Here is a 23,668-nt window from a genome sequence, read left to right as displayed (position 1 = left end):
CTTAGTAACATGTAATTATTCGCAGTATATTTTAGGGATATCACGCCAACGCGTGGTGTACTGCGGCGACAAAAAATCACGGTTCATGTGCCACCGGTCATTTAACTTACTGCTAGCAAGGCTTAGCATCCCTTTTCCATAGCGATTATTGATTGTGTCTAGGCATTGCATAAGCTTTGGGTTATCAGGGCTTTTACTAAATAAGTCACTTTGCTGAAACTGCACCGACGTTAACTCCACCGCGCCCACACCACACTTATAAAACCGAACTCCCGGTTGATAAATTTGATTAAATACCTCAGATACAGCATTTGCCATCACGCAGGTGTCGTTAGTAGGGCTGGCAAATTTATAAACAAATGACTTTTTATAATATCTGTTTTCGTGCGCGCCGCTGGCTGCAAAAATATAAAGCTGGTGAGTGAGTGAACGCTGGGCGCGTAGTTTATTAGCCACTGTAGTTACATGGTTAATTAAAGCTGTTTTAAGCGCGGTTGGCTCACATATTCGTTCACCAAAGCTACGGGTCGAAAATATCTCGCGCTTATCTTGTCGTACATCGTCCCAATTTAAACACGTTACGCCGTTAAGCTCGCTTACCGTGCGCTCAACCACCACACTAAATGCACGGCGCATAGTTTTAGGATTTTGCTGAGCAAGCTCCCATGCTGTGTTTATATTCATTATTTTAAGTTTTTTAGCTAATCGACGGCCTATTCCCCACACATCTTCGCAGCTCATTCTTTGTAAAATAGCTTGGCGCGTTTGCTCGTTATTTATTACGGCTACACCATTAAAACCACTGAGTTTTTTAGCAGCGTGATTAGCAGCTTTTGCTAACGTTGGGGTAGGGCCAAAGCCTACGCCTACGGGCAACTTTGTTTCTCGCCATACTGTACGCCTTATAACATGGCCGTACTCATGCCAATCCTTAATCAGTGGTGTGTAGCCGTTAAAGTGCAAAAAGGATTCATCAATACTGTATATGTGTTGTGTATCGCAAAAGCGGCCAATAACATTCATCATCTTGTCGCTTAAATCAGCGTAAAGCTCGTAATTGCTAGATCGAATAACTACGTTGTTTTGCTCAAGTAAATGCTTAACTTTAAAGTATGGGCCAAATTTAGGAATATTTAAGCGCCGAGCAATAGGGCAAATAGCACATACACAGCCATCGTTATTGGTAAGTACAACCACAGGCTTGGAGCGAATAGCCGGGTCGAATACTTTTTCGGCACTGGCATAAAATGACACAGCATCAACTAAGGCGTACATTTAAGTAACTCTCATTTGAGCAAGTTTCATTTAAGTAAGTCAGGGCTTTGCCTGTGCATTCTTATTGATAACGTTACTACGCCTTCTAGCTGAAACTCATCTGCAGAGGTTAGTTGTACAGGCTTATGTAAAGAAGACGCAGAAAGTAGCCGCGCATTGGTTTTATCAAGCAGTTTGCATACAAAAAGGCCATTTAAGTTCGCAACAATAACATCACCGTTTTCGGCAGGCTCTGCACGGTCGATAACTAATAAGTCACCTTGAAAAATTCCGACCTCTTGCATAGAGGACCCCGACGCGATACCAATAAACGTGGCATCTGGGTGCTTTATTAATAGCTCATCAAGAGATACACCTAGCTCGGTGTACTGCGCTGCGGGGGATTCAAAACCACACACGCCAGCTTCTATATAAATGGGAATGACAAACATAACACAACCTAAAACGCATATGCTGTATAAGTGTACAGTATATGCGTTTGGTGTAAGTTATGCCAAGTAATGAATAGCGGATCAATCCATATTTTTGATCATTTGTTGTGCGGTATTTAAAAAGTCTTTGATTTGCTGAGGGTTTAAATTTTTACACATTTGATTATTTATTTTTTGCTCTGAGGCTAATAGCTTATCAAAAAGAACTTTACCTTCCTCTGTAAGCGACAAAATAAAACAGCGCTTATCGTGCTCACTTGCTTGTTTATCAATAAGGTCTAAGCCAATAAGATCTTTAATTAGCCGTGCTATTTGTGCTTTGTCGCGCTGCGTTTTAGTAACAATATCGTTAGCCGTGCAGTTATTTATGTTCGCGATAATATGTATGCAGCGTACGTGCATAGCATTAATACCCAGTTCGCCTGCATTTATAGCTTCGCGAATTGTTACACGGTAATTTTGCATTAGTTCAAACAAGGTATTTGATAAAGGTGTATTCATAGAACTCTCAATATGGTTGACAAAGTCAATTAAATTGCTATAGTTGATTTTATCAACCAATGGGGCGTTGTGCAATGATTGCTTTTATAGCAGTTAATTATTTAAACCTAAGTTTTGTAAACGAGGTGATTTAAAATGGGTAAACAAGTTCGCAAAGCAACAGTATTAAGCACTGAGCAAATTACACCGCACTTACAGCGCATTGTTGTAGGCTCAGACGATTTTTCAGATATAACCTCCGCGCACATTGGTAATTATGTAAAAGTACTGTTCCCAAAAAATGGTGAAGTAGATTTTAACTTAAAAACAGCGTGTATGCGATCATACACAATAAGGCATGTGGATGCGCAAACCGGCGCACTAACGCTTGATTTTGTTATAAATATGCACCAAGGCCCGGCAACCGATTGGGCTAAAATTGCAAAAGTAGGCGATGCGCTAGGTATTGCAGGACCAGGCCCTAAAAAGTTAGATAATTACGCGCACCCTCATTATATATTGCTGGGCGATTTAACCTCAGTAAATGCTATAAAAGGCTATGTGCAGCAGTTACCTGAAGCTGCAAAAATTGATGCTTTTGTACATGCCCCTACTGAGCAAGACATTATAGATTTAGAAACAAATCGCGATATAAACTGGGTAATTACCAATAATGCCGATACAGCAATGCTAAGTACACTTAAAAATTTGCACATTACAGAGCAGCCACCTATTGTGTTTATGGCATTGGAAGCAGGCCTTGTACGTACAGTAAAAACCTTGCTAACTGAGCAACTTAATATACCGCGCGGTAATATTGTATCCTCAGGTTATTGGAAAAAAGGTGTAGACTCAGAAGGCTATAAAAAGCAGCGTCAACGTGATGCACAGCTTGCCTGAATACCTTAGAGCAAAATAACATAGGCTTATTTTGCTCTAATACCACTACGTAACTTGAATTGACTTAATAGCAGACCCATTTAAGTGTTTTATGCTAATGATGAAACCCATTATTAGTATGCCTTTTTAGGAGCTGCTATTTTGTTAACTTCCATTCCTTTTTCGTTACTCGAACTTGCCCCCATGATCAAAGGGGACAGTGTTGCCAACACTCTTCATAAAAGTACTAAATACGCACAGCGAGCAGATGAGCTTAGCTTTAATCGCTTTTGGCTTGCTGAGCATCATAATATGCCAGGTATTATTTGTGCCGCTACTTCAATTTTGGTTGGCCACATAGCGGGAAATACTAAACGTATTCGTGTTGGCTCTGGCGGAATAATGCTACCAAACCACTCACCATTAGTTGTTGCTGAACAATTTGGTACGCTAGAGAGCTTATACCCTGGGCGAATAGATTTAGGACTAGGACGAGCCCCCGGCAGTGACCAAGTAACTAGTCGTGCACTAAATAGCGATATGAGCCGTGCTGAAAACTTCCCGGGAGAAGTAACTGAGCTGCAAACGTTATTGGGCCCATACAACGGTACGCACCCAATACGCGCGATACCGGGTGAGAACACAAACGTTCCTATTTGGTTATTAGGCTCGAGTTTATTTAGCGCGCAACTTGCAGCGCAAAAAGGCTTACCGTATGTATTTGCAGGGCATTTTGCACCGCGCTTTGTGCACGACGCAATAGCGTTGTATAAGCGCGAATTTAAAGCATCAAGCGACCTTGATAAGCCATACGTCATGCTTGCACTGCCTTTAGTTGCAGCAGATACCGACGAAGAAGCTCAGTATTTGTCGACTACTTCTAAACAACGTGTGCTCGAACTCATACGCGGTAACGAGCTGTGGTTAAAACCACCTGTTGAAAGTATGGACGGATTATGGAGCGAACAAGAGCGCGCGCATGTTGAAAACTTTTTAAGCCTAAGCGTAGTAGGCGGGCATGTAAGTATTAAACACAAGTTAGAGATGATAGCGAAGCAGCTAGAAGTTGATGAGTTTATATTTACCAACGATGTATTTGATAGTGAAAAACGTCATCGTGCACTCGAAATTTTAATGGAAATAAAGCACTAAAATATAGTTAGTTAAGCAAGCGTACACTCTGGGCTTGTTAACATACAGACATCATCAAAAGTTAAACTTTTTTAACTCATTTTATTAACTTTAAGTGATGTCTGTATTTGTTATTTAAATATTCAAAGTAAATTTGATTACTATTTTTAGTATATATTTTGCTTTACATACCGTTCTATTTTTTCAATCGAACTGATTTAAATAATCTATTTTAAGATGTTGCTTTTATTTTTTATAATGTAGGTATTAAACCAAACATCATTAAATTAAAGGTAGGTACACCGTGAATTCTTTAAATATCGCAACAGCTAATTCAGTTAATCAAACAGCGCAGCCAAAAGTTGCTCTGATTGCTGAAGGTGGCGGGCAGCGAGGGATATTCACAGCCGGTGTACTGGATGCATGGTTGGAGCAAAGCTACGACCCATTTGATTTATTTATCGGCACTTCTGCAGGTTCACAAAACCTGACTAGCTATTTAGCGCGCCAAAAAGGCTATGCTAAACGCTTAATAAGAGGGCTTTCTCGCAATAAACGTTTTTTTCAGCTTGGTAGAGGGTTAATGGGTAAACACATAGTTGACCTAGATTGGTACTTTGACAAAACCACTGAAGTAAAAAGAGCGATAGACTTTAAAACAGCAAAAACAAGTTTAGGCGAACGTGAGCTACTTATTACAGCGACTAATGCGCGAGACAGAAAGCCATATTACTTATCACCAACAGGTGAAGATAATCAATGGCGCGATCTTTTAAAAGCATCAAGCGCACTGCCATTTTTGTACAAAGAGGGTGTAAAATTAACACCATGGTCAAGTGCAAAAGCAGCGAGCGAAACCCACTTAGTTGAAGAGCAAACACAAGCTGATTTTTATCTTGATGGCGGTTTAGCAGCACCACTCCCAGTACGTGAAGCTTATAACCGAGGTGCACGTAAAATTGTGGTAATAAGAACAGTTGATGCTAATTTTCAAGCTCAATCTGCTTGGGTTCAAAAGTTGAAATCGCTTGCAATAGTATCTGGTTACTGCCCAAAAACGCTAGACTATTTACTACAGCACGAGCAAGCGTATTTAGATGAACTTGAGTTTATTGCAAACCCACCTGATGATGTAGAAATAATCCAAATTTTTGCAAACGAAAAACTACACAGTAAATTATTAGGTAGTTCTAATAACGATTTACGCTTTGATCATAAATTAGGCCTTGAAGCGGGCAGAAGTTATTTAGTACAACAAAGCCTAAATGCGAGTAATAGTACACACGACTACGCAGTAAGCGAGTACCGCTACAACTAAGCTAATGATATAAAAGTAAAAACAGGTGCTACAGCGAATGTTGTAGCACCTGTTTATGCATTTATTTAAAAAATATTTTAAATGACACCCATCTAAATTTGTATGTTAATCATACTAAGCTACACTTTATAAAATTTTAAAGTGAGTAATATACCTGTGGCTACTGCACGAAAAAGACAAATAAGCCTTTCTAATACTCGTTACTATCACTGTATTTCTCGGTGTGTGAGACGAGCTTACTTATGCGGAATTGATACGCAAACAGGCAAAAGCTATGAGCATCGTAGAGATTGGGTGGAGGAGCGTTTATTATTTTTGGCGAAGGTATTTTGTATTGATGTTTGTGCTTACGCGGTGATGAGTAATCATACACATTTAGTACTTTATATAGATGATAAAAAAGCAAATAGGCTTACAGATAAAGCCATATGTATTAGATGGCATAAAGCATTCAAAAGAACCTATATATCAAAGCGTTACTTAGAAGGTGAGCAGCTAAGTAACGTTGAAAAAACACTTTTAAAACATACTATTGCTAAATTTAGAGAGCGCTTAAAAGATATAAGCTGGTTTATGCGCTCACTAAACGAAAATATAGCAAGACAAGCAAATAAAGAAGATGACTGCACAGGCCGATTTTGGGAGGGGCGCTTTAAATCACAAGCTTTGTTAGATGAGCCAGCATTATTGGCATGTATGGCATACGTTGACTTAAACCCTATTAGAGCGAAAGTAGCAGATACAATTCAAACATCATCATTCACAAGTATTAAAAAGCGTATTGAGTATGCTAAAACTGGTCGACAACCTAAAGTATTGGCTAAGTTTGTAGGGCAATTGTCACAAAAGATAAGTAAAGGTTTGCCCTTTAATTTTAAAAACTACTTACAACTTGTTGAGCAAACAGGAAAATGCATAAGATTAGATAAGCCAGGTTACATAAATCAAAACACAATGCCTATTTTAAAAGCATTAAACATAACTGAAAAAAACTGGCTTAAACTTACAACTCGGTTTACTAAGGTATTTCATGGTGCTGTTGGTAAAGCTGAAAATATAGAAACTTACTGCAATAATCAACACTTCAAACGACGACCTAACATTAAAAATAGCCAAGTACTAATCGCTTAATCTAACACTCAAATGTCGTAAATTTAAATCAATCGGTTTGATGGCTTTAGCTTGTCTGCTATTTAGCTGACCAAAAAAATAATGTTATTTACGACAGATAAATAAAATTTAAAGCAATAATTACCAATAAAAGAGTAATTGGTCGTGTTAAATACAAAAGAAAAATTAACTTACTGGTAATTTTAAATGGGTGTCATTCAAATATTATCTAAAGTAAAAATATATTTAGCTATGTTAAGGGCACTTAAGCTCAGTTAGACAATATATAAGTGGGTGTCACTTAAATTCCTTATCACTTAAATTCCTTAAAACTTCTTAGAATCACTTCAAATATAAATAAAAGATTAAGTTGATGAAAGTAATATGCTTGTTTCGCTATTTAAAATACCGTCTATTTCCCTTACTTGCCTAAGTACTCCATCAAACTCGCTTAAATTTGCGGCTTGTATTTCTGCTACCAAATCCCATGCGCCATTAGTGGTGTGCAGCTTTGTTAGTTCGGGTATACCTCGCATAGTTTTAATAACTTGAGAGGTCGATTTACCCACTACTTCAACCATCATAATTGCACGAACAGCTTCGGTTTCTATGTGTTCATGCACTCTTACGGTAAACCCTAAAATAGCGCCTGAGCTTACTAATCGGTCGAGTCTATTTTGTATTGTCCCGCGCGAAACTTTTAATGTATTGGCAAGGGCTGAAATAGACGCGCGTCCGTCTTTACGTAATTCAGCTATTAATGCATTGTCGAGTGAGTCGTAAATATAAGGAGTCATAAAATAGGCCTAGGGTTATATTACTTATTAAAATACTAAATTTGTATATTACTGCCTAGCAAAATGATAAAAAACAACACTATTTGTGTAATTAATTGCCATATTAAATAGCATGTAGCCTCGCTAAACTTGTTTTAAATTAATTAATACATTTATTACAGAGGTTTTTACATGAGTCATTTTATAGCACAGCCAAAACAAGGTGTTCCATTTGTTAGCGTTGGGGCAATGGCTAAGCTTATAAATAAATTGGGTATTGAAAATGTGTTACAACAGCTTACTCATAAGTTAGAAGCCGACTTTGCACGTTGGAAAGAGTTTGATAAATCACCTCGCTATGCCGCTCATTCACCGGAGGGGGTAATAGAATTAATGCCCGTGAGCGATGGTCAAATGTTTAGCTGTAAATATGTAAACGGTCACCCAAAAAATACGTTTCGAGATCTGCAAACTGTGGCTGCATTTGGCATTTTGGCTGATGTAGATAGTGGTTACCCGGTAATGATCAGCGAAATGTGCCTACTAACAGCGCTGCGTACAGCCGCTACATCGGCGCTGGTGGCTAAATATTTAGCACCAAAACACGCAACAACACTTACATTAATAGGTAATGGTGCGCAGTCTGAGTTCCAAGCGCTGGCATTTAAAGCGGTATTGGGCATTACACATATTCGTTTATACGATATAGATGCAAACGCGTCTAAAAAAGCATTTACTAATTTAAGTGCCTGCGGATTAAACGTAACTATTTGTAATAGCGCGCAGGAAGCTGTGCAAGGTGCGCACATTATTACAACCTGCACCGCCGATAAAACCAATGCCACCATTTTAACAAATGACATGATCCCAAAAGGTGTGCACATTAATGCCATAGGTGGCGACTGCCCTGGTAAAACAGAGTTAGATTCTAAATTACTTGAGCGCGCTAATGTATTTGTAGAGTACGAGCCACAAACCAGAATAGAGGGCGAAATTCAACAAATGAGCGAAAGCTTTGCAGTTACTGAGTTTCATAAAGTTGTTAATAAGCAATCGCTTGGGCGTACTAGCCAAGACGAGTTAACTATTTTTGATGGTGTAGGTTTTGCAAGCGAAGACTTTACTGCGCTTGTATTTATACGCGATCAACTCATTAAAAGCGGCGAATTTACATTGCTTGACTTAATTACCCAGCAAGCCGATCCGCGTAATTTGTTTTCGGTACTTAATACAGATCAAACATCAGCACATGAGCAACTAGCATGAGCCACGTAAATCAAGCGCCGAGTGCTGTTGTTATGGTGCGCCCGCATCACTTTAAGTCTAACCCGCAAACTATGCTCGACAACGCATTTCAAAGTGAGTGTTTAGCGCATAACCAAAGTGAGCAAGCATATAAAGAAGTCACAAATGCAGTGCAATTATTAAAAAACGAAGGGATTACTGTTCATTTATTTGAAGACGAACACACACATACGCCCGATTCTGTTTTTCCTAATAATTGGTTTTCAACTCATCAAAGTGGCCAATTAATAATCTACCCAATGTTTGTAGAAAACAGACGGTTAGAATATCGAAAAGATATTATTGATTTTTTAACGGATCACTATAAAGTGTCTTCTGTGACTGATTATTCATTTTTATCGAAAGAAAATGCATTTTTAGAAGGCACTGGTTCACTGGTTATCGATCATCAATATAAACTGGCTTACGCGGTAGAATCAAAACGCACTAACGCATCAGTAGTTAATACAATATGCGAGCAATTAAAACTAACACCCGTGGTGTTTAACGCATATGACGAGCAAAGCACAGCTGTTTATCATACTAACGTTTTAATGTGTGTGGCCACCGAGTTTGCCATGATCAGTTTAAATATGGTGCCAAGTAGTCAACGTGCACAGTTAGCCAGTCACTTTTTGAAAAGCCATCACGAAGTTATTGATTTAACACACGATCAAATTAATCACTTTTGTGGAAATGCCATTGAGTTACAAGGTAAAAATGACCGTATTTTAGCCTTGTCGCAAACTGCATTTAATGCGCTTACAGCCGCACAAATTAAAGCCATACAAAAAACGGCTAAGCTTGTGCCTTTACCTATACCCACTATTGAGTCGGCAGGCGGCTCGGTTAGATGCATGATTGCAGGAGTTCATTTGCAAACTAAATAATGTATAGTTTTAAGGCAGCCTAAGCTGCCTTATTTGCATTTAGTTAAAAGTAAATACCGCTATACCGCAACAGGCCTAATATAAAAAATATAAGAAGGAATTAGCAATGTTCGATACCGTCGTCAAAAGCGTAAACAACCTTTTATGGGGAGAGGGGCAAGTCCTTATTTACATACTCCTATTTGCAGGAATATGGTTTTCAGTACGCTTAAAAGCAATTCAAATACTTAAATTTAAACATATGTTTAGCCTATTAAAAGGCAGTAGCAAATGTAAAAAAGACGATATTTCATCATTCCAAGCATTGTGTACAGGGCTTTGCGCCCGTGTAGGTACCGGTAATTTAGCCGGAGTAGCGGTAGCAATTTCGCTTGGCGGTAGCGGCGCAATATTTTGGATGTGGGTAATAGCCATACTCGGCATGGCAACAGGCTTTGCCGAAAGCGTACTTGGGCAAGTATACAAAGTGCGTGATAGCAGCGGCGATTTTAGAGGCGGCCCCGCGTATTATATTCAACAAGGTTTAGGCAGTCGCGCATTTGCCATTGTGTTCGCTGCATGTTTGTTTTTAGGTTACGGCTTTACCTTTAGCGCCATGCAAACCAACACAATTACAGACGCGCTAAACTACGCGTTTGAAGTACCAACCTTTTACTCAGGCTTGGTTATTACAGTACTTGCGGGCTCAATTATATTGGGCGGCTTTAAAGCAATTGCCCGATTCGCCGAGCGTGTTGTGCCAATAATGGGCGTTGTGTTTGTACTTGCCGCCGTTATTATTACGATTATAAATTTCACGCAAGTACCTGCCATGCTTAAAGATATATTTTTATCAGCGTTTGGTTTACAAGAAGCAGGCGCCGGTGCAATGGGCGCAGCTATTAAAAACGGTATTCAACGTGGTTTATATTCTAATGAGGCGGGCGCGGGTAGTGTGCCGCACGCATCAGCAAGTGCCAGCCCAATTCCTAATCACCCTGTAACGCAAGGTTACATACAAATGCTAGGTGTATTTTTCGATACAATAGTGCTATGTAGCTGTACCGCAGTGATCATTTTATTAGCCGATATAGACATTAGCGGCGAAATGGAAGGTATTCGTTTAACACAAAGCGCGATGACTGCTCATTTAGCACAAGGTGGTGTTTACTTTGTAGCAGCTGCTATTACACTATTTGCTTTTACATCAGTGGTTGCAAATTACGCCTATGCAGAGAGTAACTTGCACCTCTTTAAGCTCGATAACAAAGTAGGGCGCGGCATTTACACTTTGCTTTATTTATCAATGATGCTGTGGGGCGCATCAGCCACGTTAAAAGAAGTGTGGGATTTAGCCGATATTGCCTTAGGGCTAATGACAGTGGTTAACGTTATAGCTATTATACTGTTAACGCCGACTATTTTGTCTGTTACCAGTGATTACCACGCACAAAGAGACAAAGGTTTAGAGCCAGAATTTAAAGTAAAAGATGTAAAAGTACAGGGCAAATGCGAAGACGGTATTTGGGACTGATTAACGTACTATAAGCACTTTTAACGATAAAAAGCGGTTTTATGGCAACATAAAGCCGCTTTTGTTTTGAATAATTATTCACTTTTAGTTTTAGGTAAATACCTAAAATAACCAATACTAAAGGCACAATTTTTTAGATGATCGAGATTCACGCAGGTAAAACCGCAGCAAAAATAATAAACGAACAGGGTTTTAAACCAGAGCTTTTCACCTCATTTTTAGGCGCAAGTGGTGGGCCTAAATGGTTTACGTTATTTGGTTTAGATAAATACATTTTTGGTGAGTTTTTTAAAAACAGAATTAAGCCACTTAATTTAATTGGCTCATCTGCTGGCGCTTTTCGCTCTGCATGTTTTGCACAAAACGATCCCGTTGCTGCCATTGAGCGCTTAGCAAAATCGTATTCGCAAACCCGATACTCAAGCAACAAACCAACACCAAGTGAAATCACAATAAAAGCGCGCGCATTACTTGAAGATGTTTTTGGCGATAACGGCGTAAACGAAATTATAAATAACCCCGTATTTAAAGCGCATTTTATAGTGGCTAAATCAAATGGATTTATTGCCAGCGAAAATAAATTAATACAGCTACTGGGTTTATCAAAAAGTTACATGCTCAACCGCGTTAACCGAAAATTATTAGGCTCGCAATATGAGCGTTTTATATTTGGCCCAGCAACAAGTGACTTATTAATTACCGACAGCTACAATTTTAAAACACAAAACATAGCACTCACACAAACAAACTTAAAAGATGCATTACTTGCATCGGGTTCTATACCACTTGTTATGCAAGGCATAAAAAATATTGCAGGCTCACCACCTGGAATATATCGCGACGGCGGAATTATTGATTACCACTTTGATTTAAAAATTAATAACCCAGGACTTATTTTATATCCTCATTTTAATTCAGAGCCAAAAGCAGGGTGGTTCGATAAAAATTTAAAACGCAAAGTGTCACCTCTCAATTACGATAATGTAGTGATGATCACCCCATCAAAAGAATTTGTAGCAAGCCTACCTTACGGAAAAATTCCAGACAGAACCGACTTTACCGATCTCGATGCCGATACGCGAATTAAATATTGGAATACCGTTTTTAGTGAAACTGAGAAATTAGCAGAGGCATTTGATAACTATTTAAAGTAAATACTTAAACGAAAAATTATTTATAAAAAGGAAAATAAATGAAACGATTGACTGTAATTATTTGTATTTTTTTATCTTTCACTTCTATAGGAGCTGAACAGAGAGAGAAAGAGTATAAAGCTCCTAGCATTCATAGTAGAAATATTGATGAAAAAGTTAGTGAAAATATAAGTAGTGATTTAAAGATAAAAATAATCAAATTAGAAGAACAAAATAAAATACTAAAAAGTTCTTCCAGCGACCTTAGGAATTCTTACTACTGGGCATTAGGGTTTTCAGCAACATTTTTATTAGTCTTCCTAGGGATAAATCTTTATTCTGCAAATAGAAGATTTGATGATGAAAAGAACAACTTTGAAACAATGTTAAACAATAAAATAGAAAACGAGATCTTAACAATAAATAAAATAATTGAAGAACATCATTTGCAAAATATTGAAATAATTAAAAATGAAATACATGAGATAAAAAATAAGAATAATGAATTTAATAAATTAATTACTGAAAGGCTATTGGAGGTTAATGACTCAACCAAAGCTAAGTATGAAGAATTGAATAAAAAGATATTAGTCAATAATGAAAGTATCAAAACTGAAAGTGACAAACTTGAAGAGTATACTAACAATAAAGTTCGATCCGCAAAAATAGATATCGAATTTATCAATCTCAAAATTAGTGAAATCTTAGACGTTAAACGTAATACTATAGCACAAGCGATTAAGCTCTCTAAATTATGCAATGAGGATAATAAGTTAAATACTAGTAATAACAATGATTGGCTAATAACTAAATGCCTAGATATTATTAATAAAATAACAAAAATAGATGTAGGTTTATCTCATTTCGAGGTCAAAGATATTACAGATCACTTGAACGACTTAAGTAGCAGCCATGGAATATTTGTAAATCGAATTATCGAAAATATAAAATAACATTTTATATTTTGTTTAAAATACAATTGATACGGATGACATGGAAAATAAAGCGATATAACAACCCATAAATTACGTTATGTTAAATTGGCTGGGTTTTAATAAAGCGAGCGTGATTATACAAACCAGCTCGCTTTTAGGAGAGTAATTTAGGGGTTAATTAAGCTCTGAATCTACCCAAAACTTAGTACCTTTTAATACTGCTTGTAGCGCAAGGCCATTTTCGGTTACAGAATATACAGTAACTTGATCTGCAATATCTTCGGCAACTACAGCGCCACCTTTATCACCATATTTAGCTGCAGCATCTGCATTTCCGCCAAATGCCCAACCATGTTCAATAAATCTATTTAACGCGGCTTGGGTATGAAAAACCATAACAACGTTAAAATCTTTAACGCCTAAACCAAGGCCTAAACCGGCTTCACCCATATTCATGTAAGTCGATTTACCAGTAAGGTTATTTTTAACAACACCGTACCCGCCGCCAAAACTGGCTAAAACTACATTTACATTAGCGTTATCAAAAACAGCAAAACCAGCTGAATTAGCAATTTGCTGTTTAACATCAGGCTTTTTTGCGTATAATTTATCAAGTGTATTTGATTTCATACTTTGAACCAAAGAACGTTTTTCACTTGGTGATGCACTGCCTGTAGTCGCACAACCTGTTAATGCTACAGTGAAAGCAAGCACGCTTAGTATAATTAGTTTTTTCATAACTTTTCCTTAATAAGATATAGCAACCAACAACCATAGAATAATCACGATATTAAAATAATTAGAGTTTCACTATGTCCAATACTAGACAGTATCGGACTTTAACGTTATTCTGTAAGTCTATTATTTAATTGAATATTTATACATTATGCTTGTTGCTTTGGTTGATACGTTAAAACAATTAAGATATCAAATTGCCCATCTAGATGACTGTACTCTAAATTCAGAATACCCAGAACTTGCATCCTTTATACAGGAAGTTGGCTTGACTGTAACTGAATCAAAGGCCGATCTGATATTCTTATATCAGTTTTTGTATGTTTATGGCCGAAAATCAGAAGCCACTTATAGTCGTTTTCGAAATGAGCTTGAACGCTTTTATTTATGGTCTTGGTTAATCGCAAAAAAATCAGTATTTGATTTAAAACGCGAAGATATTGAAGCCTATGTTGATTTTATGGTCGAACCCGATAAAACTTGGGCTGCCACTTCAGTGCAATGGCGATATAAAGATGAGCAAGGTATTCGCCGATTAAACCAAAATTGGCGCCCTTTTATGCTCAAAGAATCTATTGCTAGCCAACAAACTTTATCGTCTATGTTTACTGCTTTAAATGTATTTTATAAGTTTGCCCTACTCGAAGAAAAAACCTTTGCTAACTTTGTGCCTGTAGTTAAAAAAAATAGCCCGTACTTAGTAGTGCAATCTCAAATTCAAATTCCTGATACGTTAAGCGATATACAGTGGGAATATGTTTTTGGTGTAACGCGCGATTTATGCGAACAGAACCCAGAGCTAGAGCGAAATCTATTTACGCTCGCGTGTTTAAAAGGTTTATATTTACGAATATCTGAATTATCTGAGCGCCCGCAATGGTCACCAGTAATGTCTCATTTTTGGCAAGATAACGATGGTTTTTGGTTTTTACGTATTATGGGTAAGGGAAATAAATTACGAGATGTAACCTTAAGCGATGATTTTGTTGAATATTTAAAACGTTATAGACTATACAGAGGTTTACCTGCCCTTCCCCGTGTTGATGAATCAGATCCTTTGGTTCATAAAATTCGCGGGCAAGGTGGTATGACCGTAAGGCAAATTAGGCGTTTAGTTCAACAAAGTTTTGATTATGCACAGCAGTCATTACTTGATGATGGTTTTAAAGATGACGCTGAACAACTCGGTGCTGCAACTGCCCATTGGCTTCGTCATACTGGTGCCACACATGATGCGCAAACTAGACCGCTTAAACATTTATCAGAAGATTTAGGGCATTCTAAAATTGCGACTACCGACCAAATTTATATCCAAACAAATATAAAAGAGCGAGCTAAATCAGGATTAAAGAGGAAAATTTAATGGAGTACTTAGTAATTGCATTTATAGGCGGATTATTTTTAATTTATTCTTTAACACTTCGCCAATTAGAAAAAACAGAAGTAACGGGGCCAATGTTTTTTGTTATTGGCGGAATATGCTTAGCAATGTTGCTACCCAATGAAGGGCATAAAATAAAAGAAGACGTTGATCTCTTACTCCCTTTTATAGAACTCACGCTGAGTATATTTTTATTTTCAGATGCAGCCAAATCAAAGTTAAGTGTTTTAAGGCATAGTTTTCAGTATCCTAGTTTATTATTGTTTGTTGCCCTGCCCTTAACTTTATTGCTAGGTATTGCCATAGCTTTATTTTTATTTGCTGAGCTTTCACTTATTCAAGCGGCATTGCTCGCTATTATTTTAACACCTACCGATGCCGCATTAAGCAAAGGGCTATTAGCAAGTACACAAGTGCCCGAAAAAATTCGTGAAGGAATAAATACTGAAAGTGGTTTGAATGATGGTTTATGTGTACCTGTATTTTTAATATTTATATTACTCGCTAAAAATCCTGATTCAGCTATTACAGCTACGCAAACATTAAGTGTATTTGGCCGAGAGCTTGGGCTTGCTTTATTAATAGCAATTACAAGTATCGCTATTTTTATACCGTGTTTAAATTTTGCAATGAAACGTCATTACTTTGCACAAAACACCAGCCCGTTTTTATTACTGGGATTTGCGATGGCTGTTTTTTCGATCACTCAGTATTTTCACGGTAGTGGTTTTATTGCAGTGTTTGTTGCAGGTTTATTGTTTGATAAATTTTCGACTGATGAAGTAAGAACAGAATTAATTGAGGACTCAGAACACATTGCCGACTTTACATCGCTAATGATTTGGTGCTTGTTCGGGTTTGTTTGCGCTTACTTAGTTATTCCTAAATTAAATACTGAAATAATAATTTACGCTTTATTGAGCACAACATTAATTAGAATAATTCCGGTTATGTTGTCACTACAGTTTACAGCGTTGAATATTAAAGAGCGTTTTACATTTGCGTGGTTTGGACCAAGAGGATTAGCATCTATTGTTTTTACATTGATGGTGATAGATACACAAATAGAAAATAAATATCAAATTGCGACTATAGCAATGACGACTATTCTATTTAGTGTATTTATACATGGCATTAGTACTAAACCTATTGCTGACAGCTTTGCTAAAAAATAGTTATTTAAAGTGGCTATTTAAATTAGATAATTAAAATAAAAGATTTAAAAAAGGCGTAACGATTATTTCATCATAGATGAAGTTAATCGTTACGCCTTTTTTTCTTAAGAACTAATTTAATAAGTTATTTAAGAACGTGTGCTAGTAATTCAATTGGGTGTTTTGGTTTAAACTTCTCAAAACGTTTAACTTGGCTACGACACGAAAAGCCAGTAGATAAAAGTTGCTCTGGTTTATTTTTATCTACAATTGGTTTCCAGCTCATTTCGTAAAGTGCACGTGAGTTATCTTGATTTTGTGCTTCGTGGCCATAAGTTCCCGCCATTCCACAACAACCTGTATTTGTTGTTTTTAATGTTAACCCAATATCATTAAAAATTGTTTGCCATACATTTGCAGCTTTCGGTAATGCAGTTGTTTCGGTACAGTGACTTAATAATGTAAATTCGGTATCTGTATTTTGGTTCGCAGTTAACCCTGTAAACGATTGCGACTCTAACCATTCATGGGCAAGTTGCACATTAAATTTACCACGGTTATTTTCTAAAATTGTATTGTATTCATCGCGATAACACATAACCAGTGAGGCATCTAAACCAACTAATGGCGCATTAATATCATTTAATTTATTTAAAAACTCTGCGGCATTTTTTGCTGTAACTTTAAACTCATGCAAAAAACCTTTTACGTGCTGAGGTTTACCATTTGGTTTAAAAGGTAATAGCATTGGTTTTTTACCAAGCTGGGTTATTAACGTAATAAAACTTTCTACTAGTTCGGCTTCGTAAAAACTCGTAAATGGGTCTTGTACTATTAATACGTATTCGCTTTGTTGTTCTGCATTTAATTTATTTAATAAATCAAAATCAAATTTTTGTGCTTTATTAACACGTTTTGAAAGTGCAGGAATACTTAACTGTGGTGTATCAACATAACCAACTGTTTTTTTAATAACGTTGCTGACTAGCGATGTTTTAACTATTGGGTTTATTACTTTTGCAAACTTTGCCATTAATGGCGCGCTATTTTCTATATTGCCAACAAGGTAATCTTTTAGTGGGCGTGCATAATAACTATGATAATAATTTAAAAAGCGTGAACGAAAAGTAGGCACATCTACTTTTATTGGGCAGGCAGTTGTACATGCTTTACACGCTAAACATTCATCCATTGATGCTTTTACTTCGTGTGAAAAGTCGTAGATACCTTTTCGTTTTTCGCGGCTATGAACAAATCGTTCCCACCAGGTAATGACTTCACCTTTGTTAAGCTGCTTTTCTACTTCGAGTAAATCTACATCTTTTGACTCTTGCAGGCGTAACCATTCACGCATTAAACTTGCTCGCCCTTTTGGTGAATTACGGCGATCGCCAGTCACTTTATACGATGGGCACATGGGTGAGTTTTCGTCGTAATTAAAACATATGCCATTACCATTACAGGTCATTGCATTGTTAAAACTAGTTTTAACGTCTATTGATATTTGCTTATCGAAGTGCGATCTCTTTTGTCCGTCCACACTCACTAGTGAGTCTTCACTATCAATAGGTGTGCATATTTTACCTGGGTTAATACGGTTGCTAGGATCGAAAGCAGTTTTTATTTTACGAAGTTGAGTATATAAATGCTCACCAAAAAACTCAGGGCTATATTCACTTCGATAACCTTTACCGTGTTCGCCCCACATTAAACCGCCGTACTTAGCGGTTAGTTTTACGACTTGATCTGAAATTGTGCGTAGTAGTTTTTCTTGTTCTGGGTCGCACATATCAAGCGCAGGACGGACATGTAAAACGCCTGCATCAACATGACCAAACATACCATATTGTAAATTGTGGCTGTCGAGTAATGCTCTAAATTCGACAATATAATCCGCTAAATTTTCAGGTGGTACTGCGGTGTCTTCCGCAAAAGCGAGTGGTTTTTGACTCCCTTTTACATTACCTAATAAACCCACTGACTTTTTACGCATTGCGTAAATTTTTAGTATATCGCTTTTATCACTGGTTAACTGATAACCAATAACGCCATTAGTTTGATTTGCTACGCATTCATCTAGAAGCTTACAAAGTGTGTCTACTTTGTCTTTTATATCATCGTTTGATACTGCATTAAACTCGACCATGTTAAGGCCTTGCATATCTTTATTTGGTACGTCGGTTATTAAGTCCGATACTAAATTCCAAATGATATCTTCACGCGCTAAGTTTAAAACTTTGCTATCAACGGTTTCTACCGATGTTGCACGTGCATCTACTAAAAATGGTGAATGGCGAAGTGCTGAGTCAAAACTATCGTATTTAATATTAATAAGTGTTTTAAATTCGGCAATAGGCGTTAGGTTCAATTTAGCTTCAGTTACTATACCTAATGACCCTTCAGAACCCGTTATTAGTCGGCTCATGTCAAAAGTAAGTAAGTCATCACTTAGCACATGCTCTAAGTCATACCCAGTTAAAAAACGGTTTAACCGTGGAAACTTAGCTAAAATAGCTTCACGTTCATTAAGTGAAATATCTAAAACTGTTTTATATAAATTGCCAATGAGTGAGTTTTGGTCAGCTATAATTTTTGCTTTGTCGATGTCGATTGGTGAAGTGCACATAGGTGTGCCGTCAACTAAATAAGTTGTTAACCCTAAAACATGGTCGCTTGTTTTGCCGTAAACTAACGAACCTTGCCCTGAAGCGTCAGTACTTATCATGCCACCAATAGTTGCCCTGTTACTGGTAGATAAATCGGGTGAGAAGAAAAAACCATAAGGTTTTAAAAAGTCATTAAGTTGATCTTTTATTACGCCGGTTTGAACGCGTACCCAGCCTTCTTCTACATCTATTTCGAGGATTTCGCGCATATAGCGAGACAAATCTACAACAATACCAGGTGTTAACGACTGACCGTTAGTGCCTGTTCCACCGCCACGAGGACCAAAAGTTAATGATAAAAACGGGTCGCGAGATGCAGTTTGCAATGCGAGCTGAATATCTTTTTCATTTTTTGGAAAAATAACACCTTGCGGTATTTCCTGATACACACTGTTATCGGTTGAAGCAGTAATACGCGTTGCATAACTTGCGTCGGTATCTCCGGTAAAACCTTGGTTTGCAATGGTATTTAGGTAGTTTGCGACAAGTTCTGTCGCGGCATCTTGCTGTGTAATTGTTGCTATCATGACGGCGATATTTTAGGGCATTTGACTAATTATATCATGGTGATGGCGAATAGAAATTGAAGATTTTACAGTTTGTAACACTCTTTTAGTCGATTTTAATGCAGCTTAAATTATACTCAAGTTAACCATTAGCGAGGCGTGTTATATGAAAAAATTACTATTACAGATCATCGGTGTGTTATTTATTTTGTTAGGGTTATTTTTTGCGGTTATACCTGGCCCTTCGTTGATTTTTTTTATAGCGGGTTTATTGTGTTTTTCGTTTTACTACCCAAAAGCGCGACATTACTTATCATTTTGTCAAAAGGCGTTAACTAAATCATGTGCCTATTTAGATAAAAAATTAGCCCGTTAATTTACTTTTAATTGAGTATAAAAAAATGCCAGCAATACATTGCTGGCATTTTTATAGCTTACTTATTTATTACTTCGCTAATTTTTTAGCTAGGTATAACCATGTTTCTATTACTGTATCTGGATTTAGTGAAACAGAGTCAATACCCTGCTCTACTAACCATGCTGCAAAGTCTTCGTGATCAGAAGGACCTTGTCCACAAATACCTACGTACTTTCCTTTTGCTTTAGCTGTTTTAATTGCCATAGAAAGTAGCTTTTTAATTGCAGGGTCACGCTCATCGAATAAATGTGCGATTAAACCAGAATCACGGTCAAGACCAAGCGTTAACTGTGTTAAATCGTTAGAGCCGATAGAAAAACCATCAAACATTTCTAAAAATTCATCTGCAAGTAATGCATTTGAAGGTAGCTCACACATCATGATTACTTTAAGACCATTATCGCCGCGTTTAAGGCCATGCTCTTCTAGTAATTCAATTACGCGTTTGCCTTCTTCAAGGGTACGTACGAATGGGATCATGATTTCTATGTTAGCCATATCCATGTCGTTTCTTACGCGTTTTATAGCTTCACATTCTAGTGCAAAACAATCGCGGAAGTCTTCAGAGATATAACGTGCGGCACCACGAAAACCAATCATTGGGTTTTCTTCTTCTGGCTCGTATTGCTGCCCGCCAACTAGGTTTGCGTATTCGTTTGATTTAAAATCAGACATACGAACAATTACACGCTCTGGTGAAAATGCACAACCTAGAGTAGAAATACCTTCAACCAGTTTTGTTATGTAAAACTCTACTGGTGATTCGTAACCGGCAATCATGTCTGTGATTTCAGCTTTTAATGCATCTGTTTGAGCATCAAAATTTAATAACGCTTTTGGATGAACGCCAATCATACGGTTGATAATAAATTCAACGCGTGCAAGGCCAACACCTGCATGTGGTAAGCGTGCAAAGTCAAATGCACGATCGGGGTTACCCACGTTCATCATAACTTTCATTGGTAGTTCTGGCATTTTATCAACGCGTGACGTTAGTATTTCAAAACCTAAAATACCTTCGTAAATAAAGCCGGTATCGCCTTCGGCGCACGATACGGTTACTTCTTGGCCCGCTTTAATTAAATCAGTTGCATTACCACAACCAACTACTGCTGGAATACCTAATTCACGCGCAATGATTGCAGCATGACATGTACGGCCACCACGATTTGTAACAATCGCTGCAGCTCGTTTCATGATTGGTTCCCAATCAGGGTCGGTCATATCGGTAACTAAAATGTCGCCAACTTGTACTTGATCCATTTCTTTGATTGAATCAAGAACACGTACAACACCACTACCAATTTTATGACCAATTGCACGGCCTTCAACAACAACGTTGCTTGTACCATTTAATTGAAAACGTTCCATTACGTTAGAGTCTTCGTTTGAGCGTACAGTTTCTGGACGAGCTTGAACTATATATAGTTTGCCGTCGTTACCGTCTTTTGCCCATTCGATGTCCATTGGACGACCGTAATGTTTTTCAATGATTACAGCTTGCTTGGCAAGTTCTTGCACTTCTTCATCTGTAATCGAAAATTTATTTGAAAGCTCAGGGGCAACATCAACGATGTCCACTTGCTTACCGTGTGCTTTGTCTTCTGAGTAAATCATTTGAATGGCTTTAGAGCCAATGTTACGACGTACTACTGAAGGTTTGTTTTTTAGGAGTGTTGGTTTATGAACATAAAACTCATCAGGGTTAACTGCGCCCTGTACAACCATTTCACCTAAGCCGTAGCTTGATGTAATAAATACAACGTCTTCAAAACCAGACTCTGTATCAATACTAAACATTACGCCAGATGCTGATTTATCTGAACGTACCATGCGCTGAATACCCGCTGATAACGCTACACCACGGTGATCGTAACCTTGGTGAACACGATACGAGATTGCACGGTCGTTAAATAATGAAGCAAATACGTGTTTAATAGCGACCATTACTGAATCGATACCAACTACGTTTAGGAAAGTTTCTTGCTGGCCTGCGAATGATGCATCTGGCATATCTTCAGCGGTAGCTGATGAACGTACTGCGAATGAAACATCTGCTGTAGTGTCGCCGTGGAGTTGGCTATATGCGTCGCGAATGGCTTGATCTAGGTTTGGTTGGAATGGTGTGTCGATTATCCATTGGCGGATGTCTGCACCGACTTTAGCGAGTGTATTTACATCATCAACATCAAGTGTATCTAGAATGTCGTGAATTTTTGCTGTGAGTCCTGATTGATCTAAAAACTCATTAAAAGCATCTGCGGTAGTTGCGAAACCACCCGGTACTTGTACACCAGCGTTTGCTAGGTTTGAAATCATTTCGCCAAGTGATGCGTTTTTACCGCCAACTCGAGGAACATCTTGCATACCAAGCTCTTGATACCAGAGAACGTATTCTTGCACGGATCTTTCTCCAAAAAAAACTAATTGTAGGTCTAACTGTGAGAGTTAAGAAAGAAAACCTTTTATAAAGGTCACCATCATTCTACACTGGCAACAGTCCTCACGTAAACCGTGAGAAACCCATTTTAGGGATTTAAACGCAATAAAAAGGTTAATTATGAGAACTGCTTTTTATATATCAGACGGAACAGCTATAACTTCAGAGGTGTTTGGGCATGCAACTTTGTCGTTGTTTCCTATCGATTTTAATCATAAAACAATTCCATTTGTAGAAACTGAAGAAAAAGCGCACGAAATTAAAGCATTAATTAATGCAACTGCTGCCAGAACAGGCGAAAAACCATTCGTGTTTTTTACTTTTGTAAATCATAGTTTGAGTGAAATTATAAAATCGGCTGATGCGGTTACCTATGATTTTTTAACTACATACAGCGAAAAAATAGAAAAAGAACTCAATGTAGCCCCAGTTCCAAAAATGCACCGTACGCATTCTATTCATGAAAAAAGTTATGACTTTAGAATCGATGCTGTTAACTATGCACTTATGAATGATGATGGCGGCAATATTAAAAACTTTTCTGAGGCTGACATTATTTTAATTGGTGTTAGCCGAAGTGGTAAAACACCAACCAGCTTATACCTAGCACTGCAATATGGAATTAAAGCGGCTAACTATCCTATTACAGAAGAAGACTTAGATAACGAAGGTTTACCTAAGTGCTTAGTTCCTTATAAACATAAGTTATTTGGGCTTACGATTGACCCTGAAAGACTTGCAGCTATAAGGCATAGACGTATGGCTAATTCTAAATATGCATCTATTAAACAATGTCGTATTGAAGTGCGTGAAGTAGAAATGCTTTATAAGCGCCATAAAATTGCTTACTTTAACTCTACGCATCATTCGGTAGAAGAGATATCTGCAAAAATCCTGACAGAGACTGACTTAGAGCGACGTAAGTACTAATACCAATCCGCAATAATACTTAATCATTCTGCGGGGCTAAACGTGTCGCTACCTGCGTTAAAAAATTCTCATTTAGAACAACTAAATAGCGAATTTTTTGCCTAGCTATCAACACGTTTTTCCGGCCTCAAAATAGATCACTTAATTAAGCGAATTGGTATAAATTATCGATTAGATTAAAAACAAAAAAACCGCAATTAAGCTAACACCGATCAGTTAAGGTATTTTTGATCGGTTGACCGATCTTTTGGTTGCTTCACAATACCCTTATCATCTTTTGATT

At 37.5% G+C, this 23,668-nt stretch carries 20 protein-coding genes; 13 read left to right on the top strand and 7 right to left on the bottom strand.

Translation table 11 applies throughout. The features are described from left to right. Positions 1 to 15 precede the first annotated feature (15 nt). The 3 genes from GQR55_RS12415 to GQR55_RS12405 form a co-directional block, all read right to left on the bottom strand. Entirely contained in the window at positions 16 to 1,275 is a 1,260-nt protein-coding gene (locus GQR55_RS12415; RefSeq protein ID WP_166420846.1) for a Y-family DNA polymerase, read from the bottom strand. A 26-nt stretch (positions 1,276 to 1,301) separates the two neighbouring features. Further along, positions 1,302 to 1,706 (bottom strand): S24 family peptidase, encoded by a 405-nt coding sequence (locus GQR55_RS12410; protein ID WP_166420845.1) that lies wholly within the window; start codon positions 1,704 to 1,706, stop codon positions 1,302 to 1,304. A gap of 81 nt (positions 1,707 to 1,787) precedes the next feature. After that, positions 1,788 to 2,207 (bottom strand): MarR family transcriptional regulator, encoded by a 420-nt coding sequence (locus tag GQR55_RS12405; RefSeq protein WP_166420844.1) that lies wholly within the window; start codon positions 2,205 to 2,207, stop codon positions 1,788 to 1,790. 135 nt (positions 2,208 to 2,342) lie between these two features. Between GQR55_RS12405 and GQR55_RS12400 the strand changes: the two genes are divergently transcribed. The 4 genes from GQR55_RS12400 (at position 2,343) to GQR55_RS12385 (ending at position 6,645) form a co-directional block, all read left to right on the top strand. Continuing rightward, positions 2,343 to 3,086, top strand: coding sequence for a siderophore-interacting protein (locus tag GQR55_RS12400; protein WP_166420843.1), 744 nt, complete (start codon positions 2,343 to 2,345; stop codon positions 3,084 to 3,086). A 141-nt stretch (positions 3,087 to 3,227) separates the two neighbouring features. After that, the gene (locus GQR55_RS12395) at positions 3,228 to 4,217 is read left to right on the top strand and encodes an LLM class flavin-dependent oxidoreductase (protein ID WP_166420842.1); all 990 of its coding nucleotides are present in this window, start codon (positions 3,228 to 3,230) and stop codon (positions 4,215 to 4,217) included. 283 nt (positions 4,218 to 4,500) lie between these two features. Continuing rightward, a complete protein-coding gene (locus tag GQR55_RS12390; RefSeq protein ID WP_166420841.1) occupies positions 4,501 to 5,514 on the top strand; it encodes a patatin family protein in 1,014 nt (337 codons plus the stop codon). A 156-nt stretch (positions 5,515 to 5,670) separates the two neighbouring features. Continuing rightward, positions 5,671 to 6,645, top strand: coding sequence for a transposase (locus GQR55_RS12385; protein WP_166420840.1), 975 nt, complete (start codon positions 5,671 to 5,673; stop codon positions 6,643 to 6,645). A 344-nt stretch (positions 6,646 to 6,989) separates the two neighbouring features. Here the strand turns inward: GQR55_RS12385 and GQR55_RS12380 are convergent, their stop codons facing one another. After that, positions 6,990 to 7,421: an Lrp/AsnC family transcriptional regulator gene (locus GQR55_RS12380; protein WP_166420839.1), complete on the bottom strand. Its 432-nt coding sequence runs from the start codon at positions 7,419 to 7,421 to the stop codon at positions 6,990 to 6,992. 171 nt (positions 7,422 to 7,592) lie between these two features. On the opposite strand from GQR55_RS12380, the gene GQR55_RS12375 reads away from it, so the two are divergent. The 5 genes from GQR55_RS12375 (at position 7,593) to GQR55_RS12355 (ending at position 13,173) form a co-directional block, all read left to right on the top strand. Beyond that, positions 7,593 to 8,666, top strand: coding sequence for an ornithine cyclodeaminase (locus GQR55_RS12375; protein ID WP_166420838.1), 1,074 nt, complete (start codon positions 7,593 to 7,595; stop codon positions 8,664 to 8,666). Continuing rightward, positions 8,663 to 9,574: an arginine deiminase-related protein gene (locus GQR55_RS12370; protein WP_166420837.1), complete on the top strand. Its 912-nt coding sequence runs from the start codon at positions 8,663 to 8,665 to the stop codon at positions 9,572 to 9,574. The genes GQR55_RS12375 and GQR55_RS12370 overlap by 4 nt, the downstream gene beginning before the upstream one ends. Positions 9,575 to 9,680: 106 nt before the next feature. After that, positions 9,681 to 11,087, top strand: coding sequence for an alanine/glycine:cation symporter family protein (locus GQR55_RS12365; RefSeq protein WP_166420836.1), 1,407 nt, complete (start codon positions 9,681 to 9,683; stop codon positions 11,085 to 11,087). Between the two features lie 137 nt (positions 11,088 to 11,224). Next, positions 11,225 to 12,241, top strand: coding sequence for a patatin-like phospholipase family protein (locus GQR55_RS12360; protein ID WP_166420835.1), 1,017 nt, complete (start codon positions 11,225 to 11,227; stop codon positions 12,239 to 12,241). Positions 12,242 to 12,279: 38 nt separating this feature from the next. Next, positions 12,280 to 13,173 (top strand): hypothetical protein, encoded by an 894-nt coding sequence (locus GQR55_RS12355; RefSeq protein WP_166420834.1) that lies wholly within the window; start codon positions 12,280 to 12,282, stop codon positions 13,171 to 13,173. Between the two features lie 156 nt (positions 13,174 to 13,329). Here the strand turns inward: GQR55_RS12355 and GQR55_RS12350 are convergent, their stop codons facing one another. After that, positions 13,330 to 13,893, bottom strand: coding sequence for a YSC84-related protein (locus GQR55_RS12350; RefSeq protein ID WP_166420833.1), 564 nt, complete (start codon positions 13,891 to 13,893; stop codon positions 13,330 to 13,332). A 148-nt stretch (positions 13,894 to 14,041) separates the two neighbouring features. On the opposite strand from GQR55_RS12350, the gene GQR55_RS12345 reads away from it, so the two are divergent. Together GQR55_RS12345 and GQR55_RS12340 are read left to right on the top strand one after the other, a co-directional pair. Then, complete coding sequence (locus GQR55_RS12345) at positions 14,042 to 15,253, top strand: tyrosine-type recombinase/integrase (protein ID WP_166420832.1); 1,212 nt, start codon at positions 14,042 to 14,044, stop codon at positions 15,251 to 15,253. Continuing rightward, entirely contained in the window at positions 15,253 to 16,446 is a 1,194-nt protein-coding gene (locus GQR55_RS12340; protein WP_166420831.1) for a cation:proton antiporter, read from the top strand. The genes GQR55_RS12345 and GQR55_RS12340 overlap by 1 nt, the downstream gene beginning before the upstream one ends. A 124-nt stretch (positions 16,447 to 16,570) precedes the next feature. On the opposite strand, the gene GQR55_RS12335 is transcribed toward GQR55_RS12340, so the two are convergent. Beyond that, positions 16,571 to 19,618 (bottom strand): FAD-binding and (Fe-S)-binding domain-containing protein, encoded by a 3,048-nt coding sequence (locus GQR55_RS12335; RefSeq protein WP_166420830.1) that lies wholly within the window; start codon positions 19,616 to 19,618, stop codon positions 16,571 to 16,573. Positions 19,619 to 19,763: 145 nt separating this feature from the next. Between GQR55_RS12335 and GQR55_RS12330 the strand changes: the two genes are divergently transcribed. Continuing rightward, positions 19,764 to 19,973, top strand: a complete 210-nt coding sequence (locus GQR55_RS12330; RefSeq protein WP_166420829.1) for a PGPGW domain-containing protein — start codon at positions 19,764 to 19,766, stop codon at positions 19,971 to 19,973. Positions 19,974 to 20,042: 69 nt separating this feature from the next. On the opposite strand, the gene ppsA is transcribed toward GQR55_RS12330, so the two are convergent. After that, positions 20,043 to 22,418 (bottom strand): phosphoenolpyruvate synthase, encoded by a 2,376-nt coding sequence (gene ppsA, locus GQR55_RS12325; RefSeq protein ID WP_166420828.1) that lies wholly within the window; start codon positions 22,416 to 22,418, stop codon positions 20,043 to 20,045. A gap of 157 nt (positions 22,419 to 22,575) precedes the next feature. Between ppsA and GQR55_RS12320 the strand changes: the two genes are divergently transcribed. Next, positions 22,576 to 23,385: a pyruvate, water dikinase regulatory protein gene (locus GQR55_RS12320; RefSeq protein ID WP_166420827.1), complete on the top strand. Its 810-nt coding sequence runs from the start codon at positions 22,576 to 22,578 to the stop codon at positions 23,383 to 23,385. The last annotated feature ends 283 nt before the right edge of the window (positions 23,386 to 23,668 follow it).

This window comes from Pseudoalteromonas sp. Z1A8 (assembly GCF_011378855.1).
Classification (GTDB): domain Bacteria; phylum Pseudomonadota; class Gammaproteobacteria; order Enterobacterales; family Alteromonadaceae; genus Pseudoalteromonas.
The sequence above is the reverse complement of the archived record's forward strand: the minus strand, read 5'-3'. Positions and strand labels throughout refer to the sequence as shown.